This window comes from Vibrio tapetis subsp. tapetis, from assembly GCF_900233005.1.
GTDB lineage: Bacteria > Pseudomonadota > Gammaproteobacteria > Enterobacterales > Vibrionaceae > Vibrio > Vibrio tapetis.
The window spans coordinates 237,674-260,800 of sequence record NZ_LT960612.1 but is presented as its reverse complement, the minus strand read 5'-3'; the positions used below and the strand labels follow the sequence as shown (position 1 = coordinate 260,800).

Genomic DNA, 23,127 nt, shown 5'->3' with positions numbered 1-23,127 from the left:
ATGAATCATAAAGACACATATTCTCTTTTAAAACAATTTAAAGCGAAAGGCATCAAATTGAGGGCGTTGAATGGGCAGTTAAAGGTGTCTATTCAAAGTGGAACGCTAGACGCTGAAACGAGGGAGCTGCTCACACTCAATAAAGACAAATTGCTTAGTTATTTAAGTGAAAAATCAAGCAATGGAACGATTGCTTCATTTGTCGAGCAACGATTTGAACCTTTTAACCTCAATGAAAATCAACAGGCCTACTGGTTAGGTCGCAGTGCGTCTGTTGACGGGGGTGGTGTCGCTATCCATCTTTATTTTGAAATAGATGCGACTGAGTTGGATATAAATAGGCTTCACAATACCTGGGATACCATGGTACGACGCCATGACATGCTTCGCGCTGTCGTCACTTCAGATGGGCAACAGAGGATTCTCAAAGAGGTGACTGTAGCCCCTTTTCGTATGATTGAGGCTAATAAACCGAATTTTGACGCAGCTTTGCTCAATACACGGAACCGCCTGTCTCATGCTAACTATGATCTAACGAAATGGCCCCAGCACACTTTTCAGGTTGTAACCTCTAGCAATAAGAAAACCTTATGCTTGAGTATTGATTGCTGGTGCATCGATGGCTGGAGTTACCAAATCCTCTTTCAGGAGTGGTTGCAGTTGTATCGGGACGAAGGGGCATTATCCGAGGTTGAACTGACCTTCAGAGATTATTGTACTCACCTTAATAGCGAGCAATGTTCAATACAGCAGCAAGACTATATCGATAATATGGCGGGTAGTTTACCTCCAGCGCCTAGTTTGCCTGAATGTTCACTCTCACAGTCGGTGCCGAGATTTCAGCGTTATGAGCGCTGGTTGTCGGACAAAAAGGTACAGCAGCTTAAGAATTGGTGCTCAAACAAAGGCGTCACGTTGGCTTCAACCTTGCTGACCTTGTATGCAGAAGTGCTACAACTGTGGTCAAGCAATGATTCTTTTACTGTGAATGTTCCACGGTTTAATCGCAATACTGACGATTCTAGGGTTAATCATATTATTGGTGAGTTCGCGACATTTTCACTGATTAGTTTTGATTTTACTGTTGAAATGGACCGTGTGAGCCGAATTAAGCACGCTCAGAAAGTAGTATTAGAAAGTGTGGAAGCCGGTGTATCTGGCGTCGACATCTTACGAAAAAGAAATGAGCTTTCGCAAAGTGTTCAAACAATGCCTTTTGTGTTCACCAATGCCCCTGAATGGGTGACTCAAAGCGGTGAAAAACAGTCATTCATTGATACCCTTCGACAATTAGGTCCACTGGAATACGCAATTTCGCAAACGCCGCAAGTAAAGGTTGATTGCCAGTACCATGAGAGTCGCGATGGGCTTTACGTATTTTGGGATGCAAGAGAAGACGCGTTTTATCCGGATCAAATTGAGCAGATGTTCGATTTGTTTCTAAATGGCATTTTAGATTTGGTTGAACAACCTGAGAAAGAGCAACGTCCTAAAGTAGACAGCGTGGCTCTGATACCGGAAGAACATTTATTACAAGAAAGTTTGTGGGCCGATTTTTCAAATACAGTCTTACGTTACCCAAACAAGGTTGCGATTGTGTGTGAAGACGGTGAAATGACGTGGGCGCAATTGAATGAACGCGTGAATGCACTCTCTGGCCACATTTCATCACTCAACCTAGCTCCGAGTCAGCCAATTCTCATCATGGCTGAAAAAGGATGGAAGCAAGTTGCTGCCTCTTTATCAGTGATGCATCAAGGTCATATTGCTGTCCCGCTTGATTGTTCAAATCCCGCCGAGCGCATTCAATTTATTTCCGATGATACTAGAGCGCCACTGATTTTGTGTACTGAAATTTATGAGGAAAAAGCGGCTAAGCTCGGGTTGCCGATATTGGATATTGCGAAAGTATCGGGCAATGGTGCAGTGGCGAGAACACAGCCTTACTCTGAGACCATGTTGATCATTTATACCTCAGGTTCAACAGGGCAGCCGAAAGGCGTGAAGATCTCTGCAGTCGCGATGAACAATGCGGTGAGTGCAACCATTGAACGATTCCAATTTGATCATCGAGACGTTTTCTTCGGCCTGACTCAGCTTCATCATGACATGGCATGGTTTGATCTGTTGGCTGCTGTCAAGACTGGGGGGCAACTCGTCTACCCGGCATCTAAGGATTGTCGTGATCCGCTTGCGTGGAACCGCCAGATTGAGCGTTATGGGGTTACGTGTTGGAACAGCGTACCACAATTGATGCAAATGCTGCTGACGGCGTTAAAGCAGAAGAGCCCTGGTGCATTAAGCAGTGTTCGTATTGCCTTTTTAGGAGGGGATTGGATCCCACTTTCAACGAACTCAGACATGAAGACTTCTCTTCCCAATGCACGCTTGGTTTCTGTTGGCGGACCAACGGAAACAACGCTTTGGAATATCATGTATGAGGTCGATATTTTCGACAATACTTGGTCGAGTGTGCCATATGGCAAACCTATTGCGAACAACCAATATCGAATCTTAGATCGTCACGGAAGAGATTGCCCACCTTGGGTTGAGGGAGAAATGTGTTGCAGCGGAATCGGTGTGACACAGGGGTATTTAAATCGCCCTGAACTTGAGGTTGATAAATTCTTTGAGCCTGAAGATGGATGCCGTTATTACCGCACTGGAGACATAGGTCGCTATCGTGCAGATGGTGAAATCGAGTTCATTGGACGTAAAGATGATCAGATCATGGTGGGAGGCTACCGAATTGAATCTCAAGAAATCCATCGTGCCTTAGAGAGTCACAAAGGCGTAAATCAGGCTCAAATTTTGGTCGACAACGGTCAATTGCAGGCGTTTGTTGTGGGGGAACACGATCACACCGTGTCAGCAGGGCAACTGGACTCCTTGCTTAGGAATATGTTGCCTGAGCAAATGATCCCTTCCGTCTATTTTGTCGTTAAGGCAATACCATTAACGGGCAATGGCAAAGTAGATAAAGCAGCTTTAGCTTCGTCAGATAGTCAGTTGCTAGCGTTCAGCCAAATCGACGCGGCGGACATTTTACTCTCCGAGCACAAGCGCGTCGCCATGCTATGGAAGCAAGTACTCGGTAGAGCCCCTCAAAAGACAAACGATGATTTCTTTTTGTTTGGTGGCCATTCACTCGCTGCGGTTGAGCTGTTTGCTCTTATGTTTCCACAAGGTCACGACACTCAATCGGTAGTCAGTCTATTCGAATTGAGAACGGTTGCTCAGCACGCGAGTTGATGTTAGAGAGTGCTGGCAGCAACGTTTTGGCATTATCCGAAGAACGGCTTGATTCTGTTGAGCTTTCTCAAAGCCAAAAGCGTATTTGTTTTGTTGAGCAAATGACGCAAAGAAAAAACCTATTCAATTTGCCTTTCAGAATTGCTTTAGGACGTGATTGTGAAGCAGAACGGTTAAAAAGTGCGTTAGAGAAAACCCTGTCCCTGTTTGATGTGTTTCAGTCGAAATTGGTGAATGGTCAATGGGTGCGTACTGCCAATACCCCGCGCGTTGTGTTAGAGAGTCTGCCGTTAAATGAAGTGGAAATTGACAAGCTTAGTCAAGAGCAGGCTTCTGAAATGTTGGATTTGTCCAGCGGAAAGGGTTGGGGTGCTTTGCTGGTCAATCATGAAGAAGGGCACTGTGAGTTGTTGTTGACCGTACACCACGTGTTGTTCGATGGTTGGTCTTTGCAAATTCTGTTGAAGGCATGGCAAGACTGCTACCGCGATGAAGGGTTGCTAGTCACTCAACGTGCGGATTATTTCAACTATTGTGAGTGGGAATCTGCGCAGAATGGTGTTGATGGGGAACTCGATTTTTGGCGTTCACAGCTAGAGGACTTTCAAGACTCGGCGTTATTGCCTACACAGCTTGATCCTCAACATATAGATTTTACGGCCCAGACGGAGGCATTGTCACTGGATGCTTCTATGGTTGAGTCTTTACGAGGTTTTTCAGAAAAGCACAGCACCACGGAATTCGCTGTGATGATGGCTGCATTTCAACTCTTAATTAGCCGATATCTCGCTCAGGATGATGTTGTCATTGGGACGCATGTTGCCAATCGACCAACCGCTCAAATGCAGTCAATTCCCGGACTATTCCTGAATAACATTGTGGTTCGTCAACGTTTGAATGGGGATTGGAGTGTTGAGCAACTCATTACCGAGCAAACTAAAACATTACTCTCAGCGATGAAGCACTCAAATGTTCCGTTTGAACGAGTGGTCAGTGAGATGGCTGCTGGAGGTGATGGAAGTCGTCATCCTATTTATCAGATCAGCTTTGTTTTAGACAATTCAAATACTCTTGAAGGAGAGCTGGGGTGTGTGATTAAGCCCACGGAACAGGCTGCGATTTCCAATGAACTAGAAATGAATGTTCAGCTAGGAAAAGGCGAAGGACGAATTAATCTGGTGTTCAGAAAGGGGTTATTTACGGCATCGAGTATGCGTCAGTTATTGGATCAATATCAGGGGGTGTTGAAGCAAATGATTGCTCGCCCTTCATGCCAATTAAGTGCCCTTTGTTACAACTCACACAATCAACATGGGGTATTGCAAGGGCCGTTAACGCCAATTGTGGACAGCAGCATCTACGAAGTATGGCAACAAGTGGTTGAAGCTACCCCTAAAGCGCCAGCTTTTTTTGATGACGGTGTTACGTGCACATTTGAACAATTGAATGACAAAGCAGAGACATTAGCGCGTCAGTTAGCGTTTGTTGGTGTTGGTTATCAAACAAGAGTCGGTGTTCACCTTGATCTTGGGGAAGAGTTGTTGGTGTCATTGCTCGCCATCGTCAAGCTTTCTGCGTGTTATGTACCGCTGGCAAGAACTCTGCCTGAAGGTCGCTTAAAACAAATGGTAGAGATTGCGCAATGTGAGTTGGTCTTAGGTTGTAATACATTTGATATAGGTGCGCCATATCTTGACTCTACGGATGTTAAGAGCCAGAGAAACTTGGTGACCACCGTTCATCCGCAGGCCAACAAACCTTTCCTCTATGTGACGTTTACGTCTGGGTCAACGGGGACACCTAAAGCCGTTGCGGCAACGGAAATGGGTGCACTGAATAGATTCTCATGGACTTGGCAGAATATGCCTTACGTTGCTGGAGAAATCTCTGCACTGAAAACATCGATCAGCTTTGTTGATTCTATCGCAGAGATATTTACTCCACTTCTTAAAGGCGTTCCTCTTGCGGTTATTCCAACTCAGGCGCAGTGTTCGCCTGAAGCATTCGCGGACTGCCTTGAAAAATATCAAATCACACGTTTGGTTATGGTGCCATCACTGATGGAAACATTGGTCGAACACCGTCTTAATGACCCTGAGTCTAACAAGTGTTATCAGACTCTTAAGTACTGGACCCTCAGTGGTGAAACCTTATCGCAGGCCTTGGCTGATCGCGTACTGACCTTGTGGCCTCATATTGAGTTATGGAATGTATATGGCAGCGCAGAAGTGGCGGCTGATGTACTCGCGTGTCGCATAGAGTCAAGTGGAACTTACGTTACTTTGGGTCAGCCGCTGCTCAATACTACTGTTTCTCTACGCGACAATTGGGGAGCTCTAACACCTCACGGTGGTAAAGGTGAGTTATCGGTTACTGGTCGTCAGGTCATTTCTGGTTATCTCAATGAAAACGCGTTTCCTCAAAATTCACTTGGAGAAGCGACGTTTGCAACTGGAGATATGGCCCAATTTCACTGTGGTGATGCGAATCTTGAAACGACCGAAGTTGTATTTGTTGGACGCCAGCAGCAGTTAGTGAAAATTAGAGGCCAGAGGGTCTCCCTTGCAGAAATAAAGGAAACCCTTGTTCAGCACGAGGCCGTTACACAGCTGGCTGTGGTTATGGTGGATGAGCATCGTATTGGCGTTATCTATACACCTGAAAGCGTAAGTGCAACGTCACTTCAAGGTATTGCCGAACAATTTTTACCTCGATATATGCGCCCTCAAGTTTGGCATGGCGTGACTACAATGCCATTGCTAGCAACGGGAAAAGTCGATTTAAAGGCGGCCGCAGATTGCCTTAAGCAACGCCCTAATTTACCTGTAGATGCGCGAGCAATGACTAAAAGCGAACATGACATTGCTCAAATTTGGCAGGCGCTGACAGGTATCTACCCACAAGATCCAGAAAGTCATTTCTTTGACATGGGAGGCCACTCTCTGCTGGTGAACTCGCTAACAAATGCATTGAATAAAACCTTTGGGTTATCACTTCGCTTAGGTCTGGTTTACGACTCGCTTGTGCTCAGCGAAATGGCCCAATTAATCGAGACGCTTACGACGACAAATCTCGTCAAATCAAGCATTAAAGAAACAGGTATTATCTAATGGGAATCGCGTTAAAACTATTGCAATCAATGCGATCAGAAGGCATTTTTTTGCATATTACTGATGATGGAAATCTGGGCTATGAAGCGCAGCGTTCATTGACCAGTGAAGAAGTTGATCTTTTGAAGGGAAACAAATCGCAACTGGTGACCTTGTTAAAAGCGTCAGTGTCGAATGACGAGGCTTCACTCAAATGCACACCTCAATGTTCTATCTCACAAGAAAATATGTATTTGTTGTGTCAAAAGGATTCGATTAACGCGAGTTATAACTTGTGTTTTTCCCTGTGTTTTGAACAACAACCTGACATCGAACGTTTAAAAAAAGCCTTAGCATTTATACAGGCTAAGCAACCCGCGTTGCGCAGTGGTTTTGAGCGTCAGGATGGTGATGTCGTCATGTTTCGTCGTGCAGTCGATGAGGTTCCTTTTGAATCGATCGAGCTGCAAGAAAAAAACTATGACACTTGGCTTAAAAAGGTGAGTCAAGCGCCGTTTGATCTTAGTTCGCCACCTCTATGGCAGTTTTTCTTTGTTGAAACGGAACAAACAAGCAGGTTGGTCATTATTGTTCATCATATTGTTTGGGATGGTTGGAGTTCCGCATTATTTCGCGAGCAGTTAAGCCACGCTTACGGGCAGAACTTAAATGCCACCGAGGTGCAAGAACACTCAGGTTCAGATCGCTTTGCACAGTATCAACGTGACGCTAGTGGGCAAGGTGAATGGCTGCAAAGTCTCGAATACTGGAAAACTCTGCTCGCATCAGCACCGATGCAGAATGATTGGTTAACAAGAAAAGCACCCAAAAGCAGCCGAGCGGGTCATGTAGATCACCGTATTGGTATGGATTTGATAAAGCACGTTCAGCATCACCAACAATTTAATGCATTGTTATCAGCGTGGTTTTTGGCCTTAGGACGTCAATATTGTTGCAACCGAATGGTGTTAGGGGTTGCGGTTGCAAATCGTGATTGTCACAACGAAATCGAATCCAGTTTGGGCTACTTCAACAATGTGGTTCCCGTTACCCAAAACCACCTATTAACTACGTCCGCTAAGCAGCTGATGGAATCAGTTAAAGGGCAATGGTTGGAGAGCATTGCTCATCAAGGAGTCCCTTTTGGCCATATTGTCAATTCAGTTCAACATGAGCGAACTGGCCATGATAATCCGTTAACACAAGTTGTTATTGGCTACCAAAGCTTCGATTGGGACGAAGAACATGCTGATCTTCCTCACACGTTAGAGGCGGCGAAAAACTCTTATGCCAAACTGCCACTGTCGATACAAATGGCGACGATCAACGGACAATTGACGATAAACGTGGAGTACGATCCAAATTGGTATGAAGAAGCAGAGATTCATACCTTACTCTTGCGGTTTGAGCATGCGTTGAACGAATTTTCGTTGGTGTCTGAACCAAAACCTGAGCAAGCTTGGATGAAAGGTGCTGAGTTACCAAAGCCGTTGGATCTGCCGAAAAATCTAGCGGAAATGCTAGAAAAGACGGCCCAAATTAACCCAGATAAGTTACTCACTTTCGTAGCGGTTGATGGGGCTCGGAGTGTTTTGACTTATTCCCAACTTTATCAAAAAGCCAAAACAGTGGCTGGGCAATTGCAACAAGGGAAAAATTGGTCTCATGCCGGGCGTCCGGTGATCGTTCTTGCCGCAGATTTACAACAATATCTGGTGAATTTTTGGGGGGTGGTCATAGCTGGGGGGCAACCTGCCACAATCAATGCACCACAAGTGGAAACGCAGGAAGGCTTAACAAAAATCTACGATGCGTTTGTTCAGCTCAATCAAGCGTTGATCGTCTGTTGCGAGGCTGGAAAAGGTGCTATTGCCGATTTGCTGAAACAAACAGACGATGTCCAGATTGTGGTTCCGAACCACTTGCCTCTACAGAGTTACGTCCAGTGTGCGATTGATGAGAATAGCCCTGGGATCATTCAGCTTTCGTCCGGTTCAACGGGCAAAAGCAAGTGCATTCAACAAAGCCATCAAACGATTGTTGAATATTGCGATTTGATCACCCAAACCCGAGAGCAACGTTCAACGGATGTCTCTCTGAATTGGATGGGATTTGATCACGTTGGTGGCTTATTGTTTACGCACCTGCGTGATACTTACCTCGGATGCGAGCAAGTGCATGTTTCAACCCCTTATGTGCTCCAGTCACCTTTACGATGGCTTGCTTTAGTTGAAGAGTGCAAAGTGACCCACAGTTGGTGCCCTAACTTTGCTTACAAAATGATGATCACTGAAGCGACATCCTCGAATCAACGTTATGACCTTTCTTCACTTAAAGAGTTAATCAATGGCGGTGAAATGGTGGTCGCTGAAACGGTGCGCCGATTTACTGAAGCATTTACTCCATGGGGGTTGAAGTCGAACGTTTTAACGCCTGCTTTTGGTATGGCGGAGTCGTGCACAGTTATCTCGACGAAACCAATCAATCAAGGTGAGGCTTTTTCACTACCTAGTTATTCGATTGATAGCCAAGATGAATATACCCAGATTGGGCACAGCGAATTTGTGTCATTGGGTAAGGCCGTTGCCAACACCGAAATACGTATCGCGAATGAGCACAATGAAGTCGTTAAAGAGTTTGAAGTGGGAAAAATGCAACTGCGTGGTCCTTCAATCACCATGGGGTACTTTGAATCGCCAGAATTGAATCAAAAGGCGTTTGTTGGAGATGGCTGGTTTGATACTGGGGACTGTGGTGTCATCGCTGGGGGGGAGCTATATCTGACCGGAAGGATGCAAGAGAGCATTGTTCTTAATGGCATGAATTTCTTTAACCATGATATTGAAGCCTTGGTTGGTTCGGTTGATGGTGTTGACGAAACCTGTGTGGCTGCTGTTGGCTATCAGGATCATGGGGATTCGGCGGTCGTATTTTACGTAGCAACATCTCAAAGCAGTTTGGATGAGTTAGAAGATCGCATTCGCAGACAGTTGGGTGAAAAACTGCAATTTTACCCGACTGAACTCGTGATACTTGAATATGGAGGTTTTCTCAAAACAACCGCAGGAAAAATTCAGCGCCGTAAAATGGTTGAACGCTGGCTCCTGGAAAAAGCGTTAAATGACAACCCGATCGCGATGGTTCGGCTACTTCCTGTTCCTATTCCTCAACAAAAGATCGAACGTGTTTCGCCAATTTCAACGGTTGATCTAGTTGGTGGTCGTGCCTGCTCGAACAGAACCGTTGTGGCAGTGATGGCCAATGACATTGAGTTGCTAATACGTAGTAAGGGTGAGATTCAACAAGCACTTCATCACGGAAGAATCAATCAACTTGTGCTGTTAGCCGAGAGAGCTTTAGGACCCGTCCTGGAGCTTTGGGCGCAGGCATATCAGTCGATGGCCATAGATACGTCGATCCAGATAGTAACCTGTCAATCCCCTATGAATGTTCATTCGTTGCCGAAACATTCCACGATCAAACGTCTTCATTTTGATGGCGTGAATGGTTTCGAAGACCGCGAGTTCATGACGGATTGGCGGCAGGTGAACGAGTCACAGACGTTAAAAACAGACACCTATTCAGTGGTAACGGGGGCGTCGGGTGGCATAGCACATCATCTTATTCAAGAACTTGTGAATCAAGGTGAGTTTGTTGTGCTGCTTTCTCGCTCCAAGCCAGAGATCACCAACACATTACTTACAGGGCAGTATCTATGGATTCGTACCGATTTTTCCGATGAGAGATCATTGGATGAGTATTGGAAGGAGCGTCGAACCGATGCGCCGCAATTAAAGCAGGCTCCTCGACGTGTTTATCACTTGGCCGCGCAATTTCATCGTGATTCCATCGATGATTTGGATCTGACCACACTTTCAGAGGTCAAAGCGGTAAACGAAGGAGGCTTGATAAAGTTGGTCTCTTTGTTACGCGGTTACATTAATTCTGAATCAATTCAATGGCTTGTGTTTGGTTCGTTAAATGGTGTGCGTGGGGGACATCAAAGCCTTTCTTACAACTTGTCACAAGCGGCAACACGAAGCGCTGTTGAAAGACTTAGGGAGCAGGGATTATCAGCTTCTTGGTTGGGTTGGAGTGCGTGGGAAGACACTGGGATGTCAGTCGGTGAAGTGGACACTACGGCGCTGAAACAGGCTGGATTACAAAGTCTTCAAGCTAAGGATTGCATGAACATGTTGTCTAGCCTCCTTGCTCTTCCATCGGGTGATTACCTGATTGGAACAAAAGAAAAAAACGGCGAAGTACAACCTACCGTTGAGTTAAGTCCTTCAGAGGCTGGGGGGATCAATAAAACGAGTCTAGCATCGTTGCGTAAGGTTTGGCAGGAGCTACTCGGGCGTAATGATATTCCAGCTAACCAGAGCTTTTTTGAGTTAGGGGGGAGCTCGATTTTGCTCTACAAGCTTCAGCATCTTATCGAAAAGGAATTGGGATATCAAAACGTCATGATGGCGGATCTTTTCTCAGCGCCTACCTTGCAGTCAATGACATTGATGTTGACTAGGCTCACCCCGCAAGAGGCGACTACGCCAAATGAACCACTCGAAAAAGATAATCGCGCGGTGCGTAATGCGTCAGTCAAAGAGCGATTTAAGCGACGGATGAATAAATAATGGAAAATTTTAAAAAGGCTCAAGCGGACATCAGTATCTTATCCGATTTGGGGGCAGTTGCCGTTATCGGTATGTCAGGCGAATTTTCTGGCTGTAAAAACATTGATGAGTTCTGGTCTCTCTTAAAATCTGGAAAAAGCGCTGGGCGTTATACCTCTCCCGACAACGCGACGAAAATAGGTATGCCCGCACAGAAAACTCATGATGAAAATTATGTTCCGTGGTCAATGCCCATTGAAGATGTAGACCAGTTTGATGCCCGTGCTTTTGAAATGACGGCAGTACAGGCAGAGACAATGGATCCTCAATGTCGTCGATTCCTTCAAGCGTGTTGGAAAGGAATAGAGCACGCGGGCTATAACCCAATGAAGCTTAATACTCTGAACGCTGGGGTCATCGCTTGCAGTAATCCGAACGGTTATTTAGGGGAAACGGTTACCGCACATTTGGATGCAAACCATCATGCCAAAGCATTGCAAGTGCTAACTGGTAACAGTAATGACTTTTTAGCGACCTGGGCAGCCTACAAACTTAACTTAACTGGACCAGCATTGACCGTTCAGACGGCGTGTTCAAGCTCATTGGTTGCTATCGCGAACGCCTGCTTACAGCTTCAGACTTATCAAGCGGATTTGATGATTGCGGGTGGGGCAGCGTTAACTTTACCTCAAGAGGTCGGTTACGTTCGTCAGCAAGGCAGTATTTTGTCTCAAGATGGGCAGTGTTCACCGTTTAGCCAAGATGCTTCGGGCACCTTGAATGGCAATGCGGTGGCTACGGTAGTGTTAAAGCGCGTGGAAGATGCCGTTGATGATGGTGACCATATTTGGGCTGTGATTCGTGGTGCTGGAATTAATAATGATGGGCGAGCCAAGATGGACTTTATGGCTCCTGGTGTTGAGGGGCAGTCTGCCGTGATGAACAAAGCTTTGCAGTTGGCAGATCTGTTGCCTGCTCAAATTCAATTCATTGAAACACACGGAACCGGGACTCAACTTGGCGATGAAATAGAAGTTCGCGCTCTGAGTAAAGTGTACGGGGATTCACAGTCCACGAAATACCTTGGTGCTGTAAAAAGCAACATAGGTCATGCCAACGCAGGAGCGGGCATTGCTGGTTTTATTAAAACGGTGCTGTCTCTTTACCATGGAAAAATTGCACCCAATGCAGGCAATACCGAGTCTAATCCTACTTTGAACCTTGACGCGTTTCACTTTGCATTACCAAAAACTTTGCTTACATGGCCGGAGTGTGATGTTCGACGGGCAGCGATCAGCTCACTTGGTTTTGGTGGCACCAACGCACACCTTATTTTAGAACAAGCGCCGCGCTTGAAAGCCGATGATCAGCCCCAACAGATTGAGCCTCAAGATACCAGCCTATTAACGTTTAGTGGCACAAGTGAAGCGTCATTAATCGAACAAGTTGCTTCGTGGCAAACTTGGCTGACAGAAAATAGACCAAACCAATCTGAGCTGCGTGCCGCAAGCAACGCGTTGATGTGGAATCGACATCATTTTAACTATCGTACCGCGGCAGTGGGGCATAACTGGCAAGAGCTTACAGCGTCGTTAACTGATGGCGTATTAAAGCAAGGCGCAAGTCGATTGGTTCTTGCCTTTACTGGTCAGGGAGCGCAATGGAAAGGCATGGGGCGTTACCTGTATCAAAATGATCCGATATTTAAATCGGTGACTGATCAATGTGATGATTATCTTGACGAAGCACTCGATATTTACCCGGCGTCTTCGGTGTGGAAAGGGGACGTCGATTTCAACCATGCTTTTTCTAATGCTGGTGGCGCACATTATTACCAGTTCTGTTATCAATTTGCTTTGGCGAAAACCATAACGGCTGCAGGTGTTCAATATGACACTGTGGTTGGTCACAGCCTTGGAGAATTCGCCGCGGCGTTAATTTGTGGCGTGATGACTTTGCCAGAAGCGGTGTCGTTAGTATGCCAGCGTGGCTTAGCCATTGAAAAGCACTGTAAAGGTGACGTGGGAATGATGGCCATACGTCTAGACCGAGAGGCAGTACTGTCGCTTTTGCCAGAAACACTTGATCTTGCTGTCGTGAATGGTGAACAGCAGTGTGTTGTTGCGGGTTGTAATACGGAACTTCAAGATTTTGAGTCCGAGCTGAAGCGTAGAAATTATCAAACAAAGCGACTCAAGACCACACATGGTTTCCATTCCAGACAGATGATGTCGGCATGTGAAGATTTTCGCTTAGCATGTGAATGTGTTGAGTTCCAACCGGTACAAGGTGATTGGATAAGCTCCTTAACCGGTCAACGATTGTTTAGCGTCGATGCGGATTATTGGGTTAAACATCTCACTCAGGAAGTGCGCTTTGACTTGGTGATCGACAACTTGTTGGAGCACGATGTTGCAATGATTGAATGTGGTGGCACCAGCGTGTTGGGTGACCTTGTTCAAGCAAAGCTCACCAAATTTTCTGTTACCACGGTATTTTCGAAAAATGAGGAAAATAAGTGGTTGGCAGAGTCTCACGCCATCGCCTTTTGTTGCGATCGTTTGAACGGCGAGTCCAAACGCCAGCCACCGGCTAACATTCCCAGTTACTGTTTTGATACAACTCGTTTTTGGAGTGAGCAAGCTCCACATGCGGTTCGCTGGCAAAGTGAAGTAAATAGCAAAGTGTTGTCACAAGATGAGGCCGAAGAGGTTGTCGACGATGAACTTACCGCTTGGCTTAAATCTTTGTGGTGCGCCGAGTTAGGTGCGGGAGTCACCATTAACGATGACAGCGATTTTTATGCGTTGGGGGGGAATTCACTGGCCGCGATTCAAATCTGCGATCAGCTTGAGAAGCAGCTAGACCTTTCGTTTCCGATCAGCCGCTTTCTAAATCAACGCACTTTCGGCCAATTTATGAATACGTTAATGGCATTGGCTGAAGAACAACCAGAAGAGATGGAGAACATCCGATGACGCAGGAATCGAGTCTAATCAAGGCGAAACTTCTTAATCGGCTCAGGAACAATCAACCAAAGGCCGAGGCTGTTACGTCGCACAGAGATTCACGTTACGAACCGTTCGCCATGACCGATATGCAACAAGCCTATTGGTTAGGAAGAGGTCACCATCTTGACGGTGGTGATGTCGCTATGCATCTGTATTTGGAGTTCCAAAATAGGTCTTATGATATTGAACGGATCGAGTGGGCACTCAATGAGGTGATAGCAAGGCATGACATGTTGCATGCTGTGGTGCTTGATTCGGAATATCAACAAGTTTTGCAAGATATCCCTCAAGTGAATATCGAGCTGTTAGATTTCAGTGTTGAGCCTCACCGTTTAGAGGCTTTACGCAAGGAATTGGCGCATCGGAAATCAGATCTCACTCAGTGGCCACAAAACCAGGTTGTTGTCACAAAACTGGCTGAGAACGACTACCGTCTGCATCTGAGCTTAGATTTATGGTGCATTGATGGTCGAAGCTATCAGATTCTTTTGAAAGAATTCGCCTCTTTGTACCAGCATGGAAGCAGCGATGGTTTGGGTTCATCGACACTGACGTTTAGAGACTATGTTGTGTATCAACAATCTCAGCGAGACACTGACACCGCCCTGAAAGCGAAAGAGTATTGGAAGCAGCGCCTTGAGACGCTCCCGTCAGCGCCGAGTCTGCCAGCGAAGCGTAATGGAAAAGAAGCAGGGCAAGGGTTTGAACGTTTTCTCACTACGTTGCCACAAGATCAGACTCAACAATTAAAAGCCTATGCACAGCATCATGGTGTCACGCTGAGCAGTGTTTTGATGACGGTTTACAGTTTAGTTCTGGGTAAGTGGTCTGGTGACAATGGTTTTACGCTGAATATTCCAAGATTTAATCGACCGAGTGTACACCCTGACATCAATCAGGTAATTGGTGAATTTGCGACATTTTCATTGCTTGAGGTTAGCCTAGATACTGAACTGCCATTCGTTGAGCAGGTGAAAAACCTTCAGAACCAGATGATGAAAGACATGGAACATTCATCTGTGAGTGGTATGGAGTTGTTACGCTCTCTTACGCAAAAGCATGGCAGTGTTGCGAATATGCCTGTGGTGTTCACCGCTTCGCCGGAGCTAGGTCAAGAGCAAAAGCAATTTGAGGATGAGATTGCAATCTTCGGCTCAATCAAACATGCCATCTCTCAAACGCCTCAAGTCGATTTAGATTGCCAGTACTTTATGTTGAAAGATGAACTCAACGTTAATTGGGATGCATTGGTTCACAAGTTCGAACAAGGTGTGATTTCGGCGATGTTTGATGAATTTGAGCGATTGCTGTGCGCTATTTCATCAAACAATGCCAATTGGAACACGTCGTTGAAAGCTTGTCTTCCAGAAGTACAGCAGACTATGTGGGATGGAATCAACGATACGGTTACGCCTTATCAGCTTGTCGATTGGCATGCCGTACTCCAAGATCATGCGTATCGTCAACCTGAAAGTATCGCTGTGGTATGTGGTTCCGATGTGATCACTTGGGCGGAACTGTATTCTGAGGTCCAGACGATGGCCGTCAATTTACAAGCAGCTAACCCACAATCTGGTTTGGTGGCGTTGTTTTTGCGAAAAGGACCAGCCCAAATTATGGCGGCATACGCCTGTGTGATTGCAGGCTACGCCTATCTACCGATTGATATTGAAGCGCCTAGTGAGCGGGTTAGCTCGATTCTTTCAGAGTCTGGTGCTGATGTGCTTGTGTATCAAACGGATTCGGTATTGTCTGGGCTAGATATACAAAAAATCAACGTGGATGTATTGACTAAAGGCTCGGGCGAGCAACTGTCTCGTAAAGACAGCGACGCTGACGATTTAGCGTATGTGATCTACACGTCAGGTTCAACAGGCACGCCAAAAGGGGTCCCGATCAAACATAAAGGGTTAAGCAATTTTGCCCAGTTTAATCAAAGAACATTTGGCCTCAATCAAAATGATCGCATTATGGCGTTGAGTGCCATCCATCATGATATGTCAGTGTTCGACTTATTTAGTGGATTACTGGCGGGCGCGACGCTGATTGTTCCTGACGAGGCGCATCGTCGTTTGCCTGAAGAGTGGATGCAATTGGTAAACGCTCAGAAAGTGACAGTATGGAATGGCGTTCCTGCGGCTGCCCAAAAGTTGATTGCCACGGCAAATGCACAAGCCATCACGTTGGAGAGTTTGAGGCTCATGATCTTAGGTGGTGATTGGGTACCGACAGAGACACCAGAGCTGCTTAAGTCTGTTGCGCCAAACTGCCAACTGTACACCGTTGGTGGTCCTACCGAGATCTCCGTTTGGAATATCTTCTCCAAAGTATCCCACGATGCTGGTGATTGGCCCTCTTTGCCTTATGGACGACCAGTCGATAACAGTGGCTACTTGATCCTCTCTAATGACGGTGAGCTTGCACCGACTTGGGTTGCTGGTGAAATGTTGTGCACTGGCACGGGCGTGTTTGATGGTTATCTGTATCGCCCTGACCTGAATGAACACGCGTTTATCTCACACCCTAAATATGGTCGTCTCTATCGCACGGGTGATATTGGTAGAATGCGCCCTTGTGGAAATATTGAGTTCATTGGTCGAACCGATAACCGAGTGAAATTGAATGGACACCGTATTGAGTTAAGTGAAATAGAGCAAATCGCCGCGAGCGTTTCGGGTGTGATTCAAAGTGTCGCCTTAATTATCACAGGGGATCATGGCGATAGACTTGCCTTGTGTTATCTCGCCGATAATTCGCCAGATGACACACTTGACGTGCGCTTAAAGCAACGCATGTCAGAGTCATTACCTGTGGCGCTGATGCCTCAGAGTTGGTTAGCCCTCAATGAGTGGCCTCTTACGGCCAACAATAAAATTAACAGGCAGCAATTGTGCGATTGGTGCAGCAGTACAGGTCAAGACCAGCAAGCGATTGAAAGCGCGCTGTCTGTTCTTCTTGCTCAGCTTTGGCAGCAATTGATTGATGAGAATGTGCAGTACATGGGCGATAACTTCTTCATGCTAGGGGCTGACTCTATTACCGCGACACGTTTGTCGAGTTTGGTCAACGACACGTTTGGTATTGAACTCTCACTCGCCGACATTTTTCTTTCCCCAACGATTCAACAACAATCGATTTTGATTGGTGAGAAGCTCGTTCAAGCAACGCGTCAAGGAGACGAGTAATCATGTCAACCATTGATATTCAACAGCTTAATACTGAACAGCTTAATGCGCTGATTAAAAAGGCAAAAGCCAAAACGAGATCAGTAAACAAGGCGCGGAGCACAGAGAGAAAGCTTGGGGAGAGTTATCCGGTAAGCCCTTCTCAGCAAAGTGTTTGGTTAGTCTCTCAAGATGCTAAGGCCAGTGCCGCGTATAACATTACGATGCACTTGTTGGTGAAAGGCCCCCTAGATTTAACGAAACTGGGTCACGCCCTTGAAGGTGTGATTCAACGTCATGCGACACTAAGAACGGGGTATCGTTTTGACTCGAATTTGGGGCAAGCGGTACAGTTTTTGTGTGAAGCAGAGTCGAAACCATTAAACGTGCAACGCTTCGATGATGTATCCGACTGGCTTGAACGCGCTTCTTGTCAGAATAACCAACCATTGGATTTTCAACAAGGTGAAGTCTATCGAACCACGGTCGCTAAACTGAACGAACAAGAACATATCCTTAGCTTGGAGTTTCATCACATCGCGTTTGATGGTTGGTCTACAGGGATTTTACTGGATGAGTTAAGAGCATTTTACTTAGAGCAACAGCAAGATCTCGATGTGATTACTAAAGATTACATTGACGTTGCTGGGATGAGCCAAGAGATTGCAAGTAAAGATGCGCTCAACTATTGGCAACAGAAACTCTCAAATGCCCCTGTCACTAGATTGCCAGCGGATGTGTTGCCTTCATTGGACACTAAGGCGTTTCAAGGCGCGGTGGTTCGGCATAATTTACCAGACAGTTTAGCGAGTGCTCTGTCTGCTCGTGGGCAAGCGCTTGGCATGTCGAACTTTATGCTGTTTAGTGCGGCGTTGCAGTATTTGGTTGGGCGTTATAACGATACTCAAGAGTCTGTGATTGGCTCCTACGTATCTGGGCGAGATAAAACCGAAAGTCAGTCGCTAATAGGGTGTTTTGTCAACAATATCGTACTTCGTCAGGCGTGGTGTGAATCAGACAATTTACACGCTTTCTTGGATATCTCTAAGCGCACAGGGTTAGAAGCATTGGCGAATCAATCTGCCCCTTTTCCAGAAGTGGTGAAATCGGTTGGTTGGCAAAGTGAAGGGCACCCTATTTATCAGATTGGTCTGGTGATGCAACCTGAACAAGTGTCTCTCGATAGCTGGGGAGAGCTGGAAATCAGAGCGTTAGAGGCTGAAAGCTCGTACGCGCACATGGACCTGGAAATTTACGTTTGGCCAAAAGGAGACGCATTTGAATTAGTCCTTAACTACGACAGTTCAAGATATACCAAGCAGCGAATTCAATGGTTAGCAGATCATTATGAGCAAGTATTGAGGTCGTTTGCAACAGCGCCACTAGAGCAACCGTTGCAATCTGTCGAGATTGTTACCGTACAAGAACAGGAAATACTGAATACGTTAGATCGCCGCAAAACAGACCAGCCCGATATGCTGTCTGAACTGGCAGCACGTTTGGATTCTATTAGCGATAGCTACACCGCGATGGTGATAGATGGGCAGGTGACCTCTTATGGTTCGCTCAAACAACGCATCTCGTTGTGGTTGGAAACGTTTAGAAGCCGTCAACTTCAAAGAGGTGAACGTGTTGCTTTTTGGGGAGAAAGAGGACTGGAACAACAGGCAGTACTTGCTGCTTGTTCGGTGTTTGGGGTGGCGTATGTCCCGTTGGACCGCTCATTACCAGAAGTGCGTTGCCAGCAGATCATTAATGATGCTTGCCCAACCTTGCTGATTTTTGAAGAGGGGGAGCAGCCTGCGGTAGAGTTTTCAACTCAAGCTGAGATCCTCACGCAGGACGCACTCGCTAAGACCGTGTCGAATTTTACCTCGATGATCCAAACTATTGAACCTAGAACGTCGTTTGAAGAATTTGCCGTGTTGTATACATCTGGCACGACGGGGTTGCCTAAAGGCGTATCCATTTCTGTCGGTGCGGCGAATGCGAGGTTGAATTTTGCGCGTAACACGTTGACGACCTTGCCAAGCGATCGTGTTTTACAGCGAACGCCTTTGGGTTTTGTCGATGCACTGTGGGAAGTGCTCGACACGATAATGACAGGGGCGACGAGTATTGTTGCACAGAATCATGAGGTAGCTTCTGGGTCGCTTTTGGCTGAGTTGGTCAATACTCAGCAGGTGTCGAAGCTATATGCCGTACCGAGTCTGCTTAGAATGCTGTGTATGGGAAATCATGTCTTTCCGACACTTAGGCATGTCTATTCAACGGCAGAGCCTTTTTCTCTGACATTGCTATCTGAGGTTCAGGAAACTTTTCCGGAGGCTGATGTCTTTAACCTCTACGGTTCAACAGAAGTGAATGATATCGCTTGGCATAAAGTCTGCGTAGAAAGTGTTATGTCGGGCTATTTAGGGCAAATCGTAGAGGGTGCGCGAATAGAGATTGTGGATCAGTTTGGTCGCCTTATGCCCATTGGTTGCCCCGGAGAAATTGAACTTACTGGTCAGCAGAAACTGCTTGGTTATACCCATCATCAGACGCCAGCAGAGGAATCTGATAATGGGCAGCAGGGAGCGTTTAAAATGCGTGACTTAGCGGCGGTTCTGCCTTCAGGACAAGTGAGACTCATTGGACGCAAAGATGGCATGGTAAAGATTCGTGGCAATCGAGTTGAGGTACTGGAAGTTCAAATGAACTTGCGTGAGTCGACGGGGGATAGCGGCGCCGTGGTGTACTTTTCTCATCAATACTCAGCACTCATTGGCTGTTGGAGAGGTTCTAACAGCCCCCAATCTACCCGTGAACAATTGTTGGAGAGACTGCCTGCTTATATGGTGCCATCCCAACTCTACTGTTTGAGTCAGATCCCTTTGCTGCCACACGGCAAAGTGAATATGCCAGCACTAGAACAATTGGTCGAAGCGGAGCGGAGTTTAATCGAGTCGCAAGCTCCAGCCGAAAAAACTGAACATGAACAAGCGTTAGAAGATATTTATGCGGGTGTCTTGCAAGTTAACGCTTGTGACATTGACAAAAATGTCTTTGATCTTGGTTTTTCTTCTCTGGAGCTGAATCAGGTTCAGCACCAAGTAATGACTACCTTAGACAAAGCCGTAGACGTCGTGACATTACTGAAATATCCGACAATTCGCTCTCTTGCTCAGTATCTTTTTGGTTCAAAAGACCTATCAACTAATAAGCCCGCTAGACGCGGACAGCGCACTTCTAGAGTGCGTAGAAGAACAAAATAAGCCGAAGGAATAACAAATGAATATCTACTCAAACCCATTAGCGGCCGACAATAATTTAGATGTTGAAGGCTTATTTACTCAGGGATTCAGTCAATTTGATGGCTGGATCGATGAGATGTGTCAACAGTTCTTAAGTTCAACGGACAGTCGTGACTCGATGAAGATAAGTGAACTGAAAACCTTGTTTACAGACACGACAATTCCAGCTCAGCAGCAGTCAATGGGATCCTATTTGGAAGGGTTTCAAAATGATATTTTGCCCCATTGCTCGCACTTAGCCTCTCCGACTTACGTAGGGCATATGACGTCGCCTCTTCCTAACTTTGTGAGCCAATTGTCAAGGATCGTGATGATTCTTAACCAAAATATGATGAAAATTGAGTCTTGTCGTGGACTGAATTTCTTGGAAAGGCAAGTCTTAGCGATGCTTCATAAAGAGGTGTTTAATTTAAGTGAAGATTCGTATCTAGAAAGTGTTCAAGATGCGAATGTTAACTTTGGCTGCTTTACAAGTGGTGGTACGGTCGCGAATATTACCGCGATGTGGGTGGCCAGAAACAAGCGCCAACAAGCTGATGGTACAAACACACAACGAGGCGTCATCATTGGTTCAGAACTCATGCATTACTCGTTTGACAAAGCGGCAGATTTGCTAGGATTAGACTTAATTCGACTTCCTTTTGATCATGAATATCGTTTATCTCTCACCCACCTTAAAGAGGCGTTGAACAAGGTAAAGGAAAAGAATCAGCCTGTTGTCTCTTTAGTGGCCATCGCCGGAACCACTGATTTTGGCAGTGTGGATCCAATTGCTGAAATGTCTGAGTTGGCTCAAGAAAATGGCGCTCACCTTCATGTGGATGGTGCTTGGGGTGGGGCTATGGTGCTGTGCGAAGAAGGTAAAGCGATCCTCTCTGATATCCATCGTGCAGATTCGGTAACCATTGATGGACATAAACAATTGATGACGCCAATTGGGTGTGGTCTGCTTTTAACACGTGAAGTTGAAACGTTAGGGCAAATTCGTAAAGAAGCGCCTTATGCCATCCGGAGTTCCTCTCTTGATCAAGGTCGTTTTACTTTAGAGGGAACTCGCCCTGCTATGGCGTTGTACTTGCACGCAGCCTTTCACCTTATCGGTAAGTCTGGCTATGGTGAGCTCTTGTCACAAAGCTTATCCAGAGCCAAGGTGATGGCGCAGATACTTAATGAAACTCAAGAGTTTGAATTGGTTCATCAGCCAAAAATGAATTTGATGGTTTACCGTTATTTACCAGAAGGCTACCGTGAACGACACTTAAATGAACAAGAAAATGAATACGTTAACGCCTTTAATGTTGTGTTGCAGAAGCGACAGAGGGCATTAGGTAATACGTTTGTTTCACGAACCAAGCGGGTAACTAATCTATACCCAGAGCAATCTCTCGTATTATTCCGAGCTGTGATGCTAAATCCACTCACAACACGTAGTCACTTACAAACGGTCATTGCTGATCAATTGGTGATTGCTGAAAGCCTAGAAAAAGAAGTGCGTGAGCAAGGGCTAGATCTAGAGGGAATCGCATGAGTGAAGAAGCGATTGCCATTGTTGGAATGGCCGGATTGTTCCCGAAAGCTGGGAGTGTAGACGAACTTTGGCAACGGTTACTTTTAAAAGAAGAAACCATAGAGACAATCCCTCATGAGGCTTTAGTCGGGAAAGTGGACTCATCGTGGCTTGATCATCCACATTATGTTTTGCGTGCTTCATGCCTGCAAGAACCGAGTTTATTTGATGCCAGCTTTTTTGATATCACGCCCGCAGAAGCAGAAATGATGGACCCGCAGCAGCGTTTGTTTTTACAAATTTGTTGGCAATCTTTAGAAAACGCTGGCTACCCAGAGCCAGAAACGGTGGGTTTAAAAACCGGCGTTTTCGGAGGTTGTTCTATAGGCACTTACTTTGCAAACAATATTCTTGGTAATCCGAAGTATGCTCATCGTGATCCAGTGAGCATCATGATGGCCAATGATAAGGATTTTCTTTGTACGCGTGTCGCATATAAATTGAACCTGACGGGACCCGCAATGACAGTGCAAACCGCGTGTTCAACCTCTTTGGTGGCAGTGCATCAAGCTTGTCAGGCGCTGTTGGCGGGTGAGTGTGATCTCGCTTTAGCTGGTGGTGCTTCGATTTCGGCATATGGTCCAATGGGGTATCTCTACTCGCCACAAGGGATACGTTCGAAAGACGGTCATTGCCGTCCATTTGATCATCAATCGTCTGGCACTTTGTTTGGTGATGGTGTTGGAGCGGTGACATTGAAGCGTCTCGAAGATGCACAATCTGACAATGATTATATTTATGCGGTTGTGAGAGGTTCTGCCGTTAATAACGACGGGGCGAGCAAAGCAGGGTTTACCGCTCCAAGTTTGGCTGGTCAGACTGAAGTTATTCAAGAGGCAATGAATGTAGCTGGTGTTGGTCCTGAAGAGATTCACTTTGTCGAAGCCCATGGTACGGCAACTGAACTAGGTGACCCCATGGAGCTGTCTGCGCTAAAAAGTGCTTATGGTGAATGTGGCTCGCAATATTGTGCCCTTGGCTCCATCAAATCAAATATTGGGCATTTGGATTGTGCGAGCGGTATCGCCGCACTAATCAAAGCAGCAAAAACGATTGAACAGCGAGTGCTCCCTGCTACTTTGCATTATGAAATAACCTAACCCTCGCTTAGGGCTAGAGTCCAGTCCATTCTTTG

The 23,127-nt window shown here is 46.1% G+C and carries 8 protein-coding genes; all 8 read left to right on the top strand.

The window, feature by feature from the left end:
* From VTAP4600_RS18265 to VTAP4600_RS18230, 8 genes are read left to right on the top strand one after another with little or no spacing between them, the layout of a single operon-like run.
* Complete coding sequence (locus VTAP4600_RS18265) at nt 1-3,252, top strand: non-ribosomal peptide synthetase (RefSeq protein WP_172443173.1); 3,252 nt, start codon at nt 1-3, stop codon at nt 3,250-3,252.
* Entirely contained in the window at nt 3,252-6,362 is a 3,111-nt protein-coding gene (locus VTAP4600_RS18260) for a non-ribosomal peptide synthetase (RefSeq protein ID WP_102524231.1), read from the top strand. The genes VTAP4600_RS18265 and VTAP4600_RS18260 overlap by 1 nt, the downstream gene beginning before the upstream one ends.
* Nucleotides 6,362-10,975: a condensation domain-containing protein gene (locus VTAP4600_RS18255; protein ID WP_102524230.1), complete on the top strand. Its 4,614-nt coding sequence runs from the start codon at nt 6,362-6,364 to the stop codon at nt 10,973-10,975. The genes VTAP4600_RS18260 and VTAP4600_RS18255 overlap by 1 nt, the downstream gene beginning before the upstream one ends.
* Nucleotides 10,975-13,932: a type I polyketide synthase gene (locus tag VTAP4600_RS18250; RefSeq protein WP_102524229.1), complete on the top strand. Its 2,958-nt coding sequence runs from the start codon at nt 10,975-10,977 to the stop codon at nt 13,930-13,932. The genes VTAP4600_RS18255 and VTAP4600_RS18250 overlap by 1 nt, the downstream gene beginning before the upstream one ends.
* On the top strand, nt 13,929-17,150 hold the full coding sequence (locus VTAP4600_RS18245; protein ID WP_102524228.1) for a non-ribosomal peptide synthetase: 3,222 nt from the start codon (nt 13,929-13,931) through the stop codon (nt 17,148-17,150). Before VTAP4600_RS18250 ends, VTAP4600_RS18245 begins: the two co-directional genes overlap by 4 nt.
* Nucleotides 17,151-17,152: 2 nt before the next feature.
* Nucleotides 17,153-20,386, top strand: a complete 3,234-nt coding sequence (locus VTAP4600_RS18240; RefSeq protein ID WP_102524227.1) for a condensation domain-containing protein — start codon at nt 17,153-17,155, stop codon at nt 20,384-20,386.
* A 16-nt stretch (nt 20,387-20,402) separates the two neighbouring features.
* Nucleotides 20,403-21,953, top strand: a complete 1,551-nt coding sequence (locus tag VTAP4600_RS18235) for an aminotransferase class V-fold PLP-dependent enzyme (RefSeq protein WP_102524226.1) — start codon at nt 20,403-20,405, stop codon at nt 21,951-21,953.
* Nucleotides 21,950-23,092, top strand: coding sequence for a beta-ketoacyl synthase N-terminal-like domain-containing protein (locus tag VTAP4600_RS18230; RefSeq protein WP_102524225.1), 1,143 nt, complete (start codon nt 21,950-21,952; stop codon nt 23,090-23,092). Before VTAP4600_RS18235 ends, VTAP4600_RS18230 begins: the two co-directional genes overlap by 4 nt.
* Nucleotides 23,093-23,127: the final 35 nt, after the last annotated feature.

Bases quoted from the DNA above. Each gene is read 5' to 3' on its own strand.
- VTAP4600_RS18265 (WP_172443173.1), top strand. From the start codon at position 1: ATGAATCATAAAGACACATATTCTCTTTTAAAACAATTTAAAGCGAAA.
- VTAP4600_RS18260 (WP_102524231.1), top strand. From the start codon at position 3,252: ATGTTAGAGAGTGCTGGCAGCAACGTTTTGGCATTATCCGAAGAACGG.
- VTAP4600_RS18255 (WP_102524230.1), top strand. From the start codon at position 6,362: ATGGGAATCGCGTTAAAACTATTGCAATCAATGCGATCAGAAGGCATT.
- VTAP4600_RS18250 (WP_102524229.1), top strand. From the start codon at position 10,975: ATGGAAAATTTTAAAAAGGCTCAAGCGGACATCAGTATCTTATCCGAT.
- VTAP4600_RS18245 (WP_102524228.1), top strand. From the start codon at position 13,929: ATGACGCAGGAATCGAGTCTAATCAAGGCGAAACTTCTTAATCGGCTC.
- VTAP4600_RS18240 (WP_102524227.1), top strand. From the start codon at position 17,153: ATGTCAACCATTGATATTCAACAGCTTAATACTGAACAGCTTAATGCG.
- VTAP4600_RS18235 (WP_102524226.1), top strand. From the start codon at position 20,403: ATGAATATCTACTCAAACCCATTAGCGGCCGACAATAATTTAGATGTT.
- VTAP4600_RS18230 (WP_102524225.1), top strand. From the start codon at position 21,950: ATGAGTGAAGAAGCGATTGCCATTGTTGGAATGGCCGGATTGTTCCCG.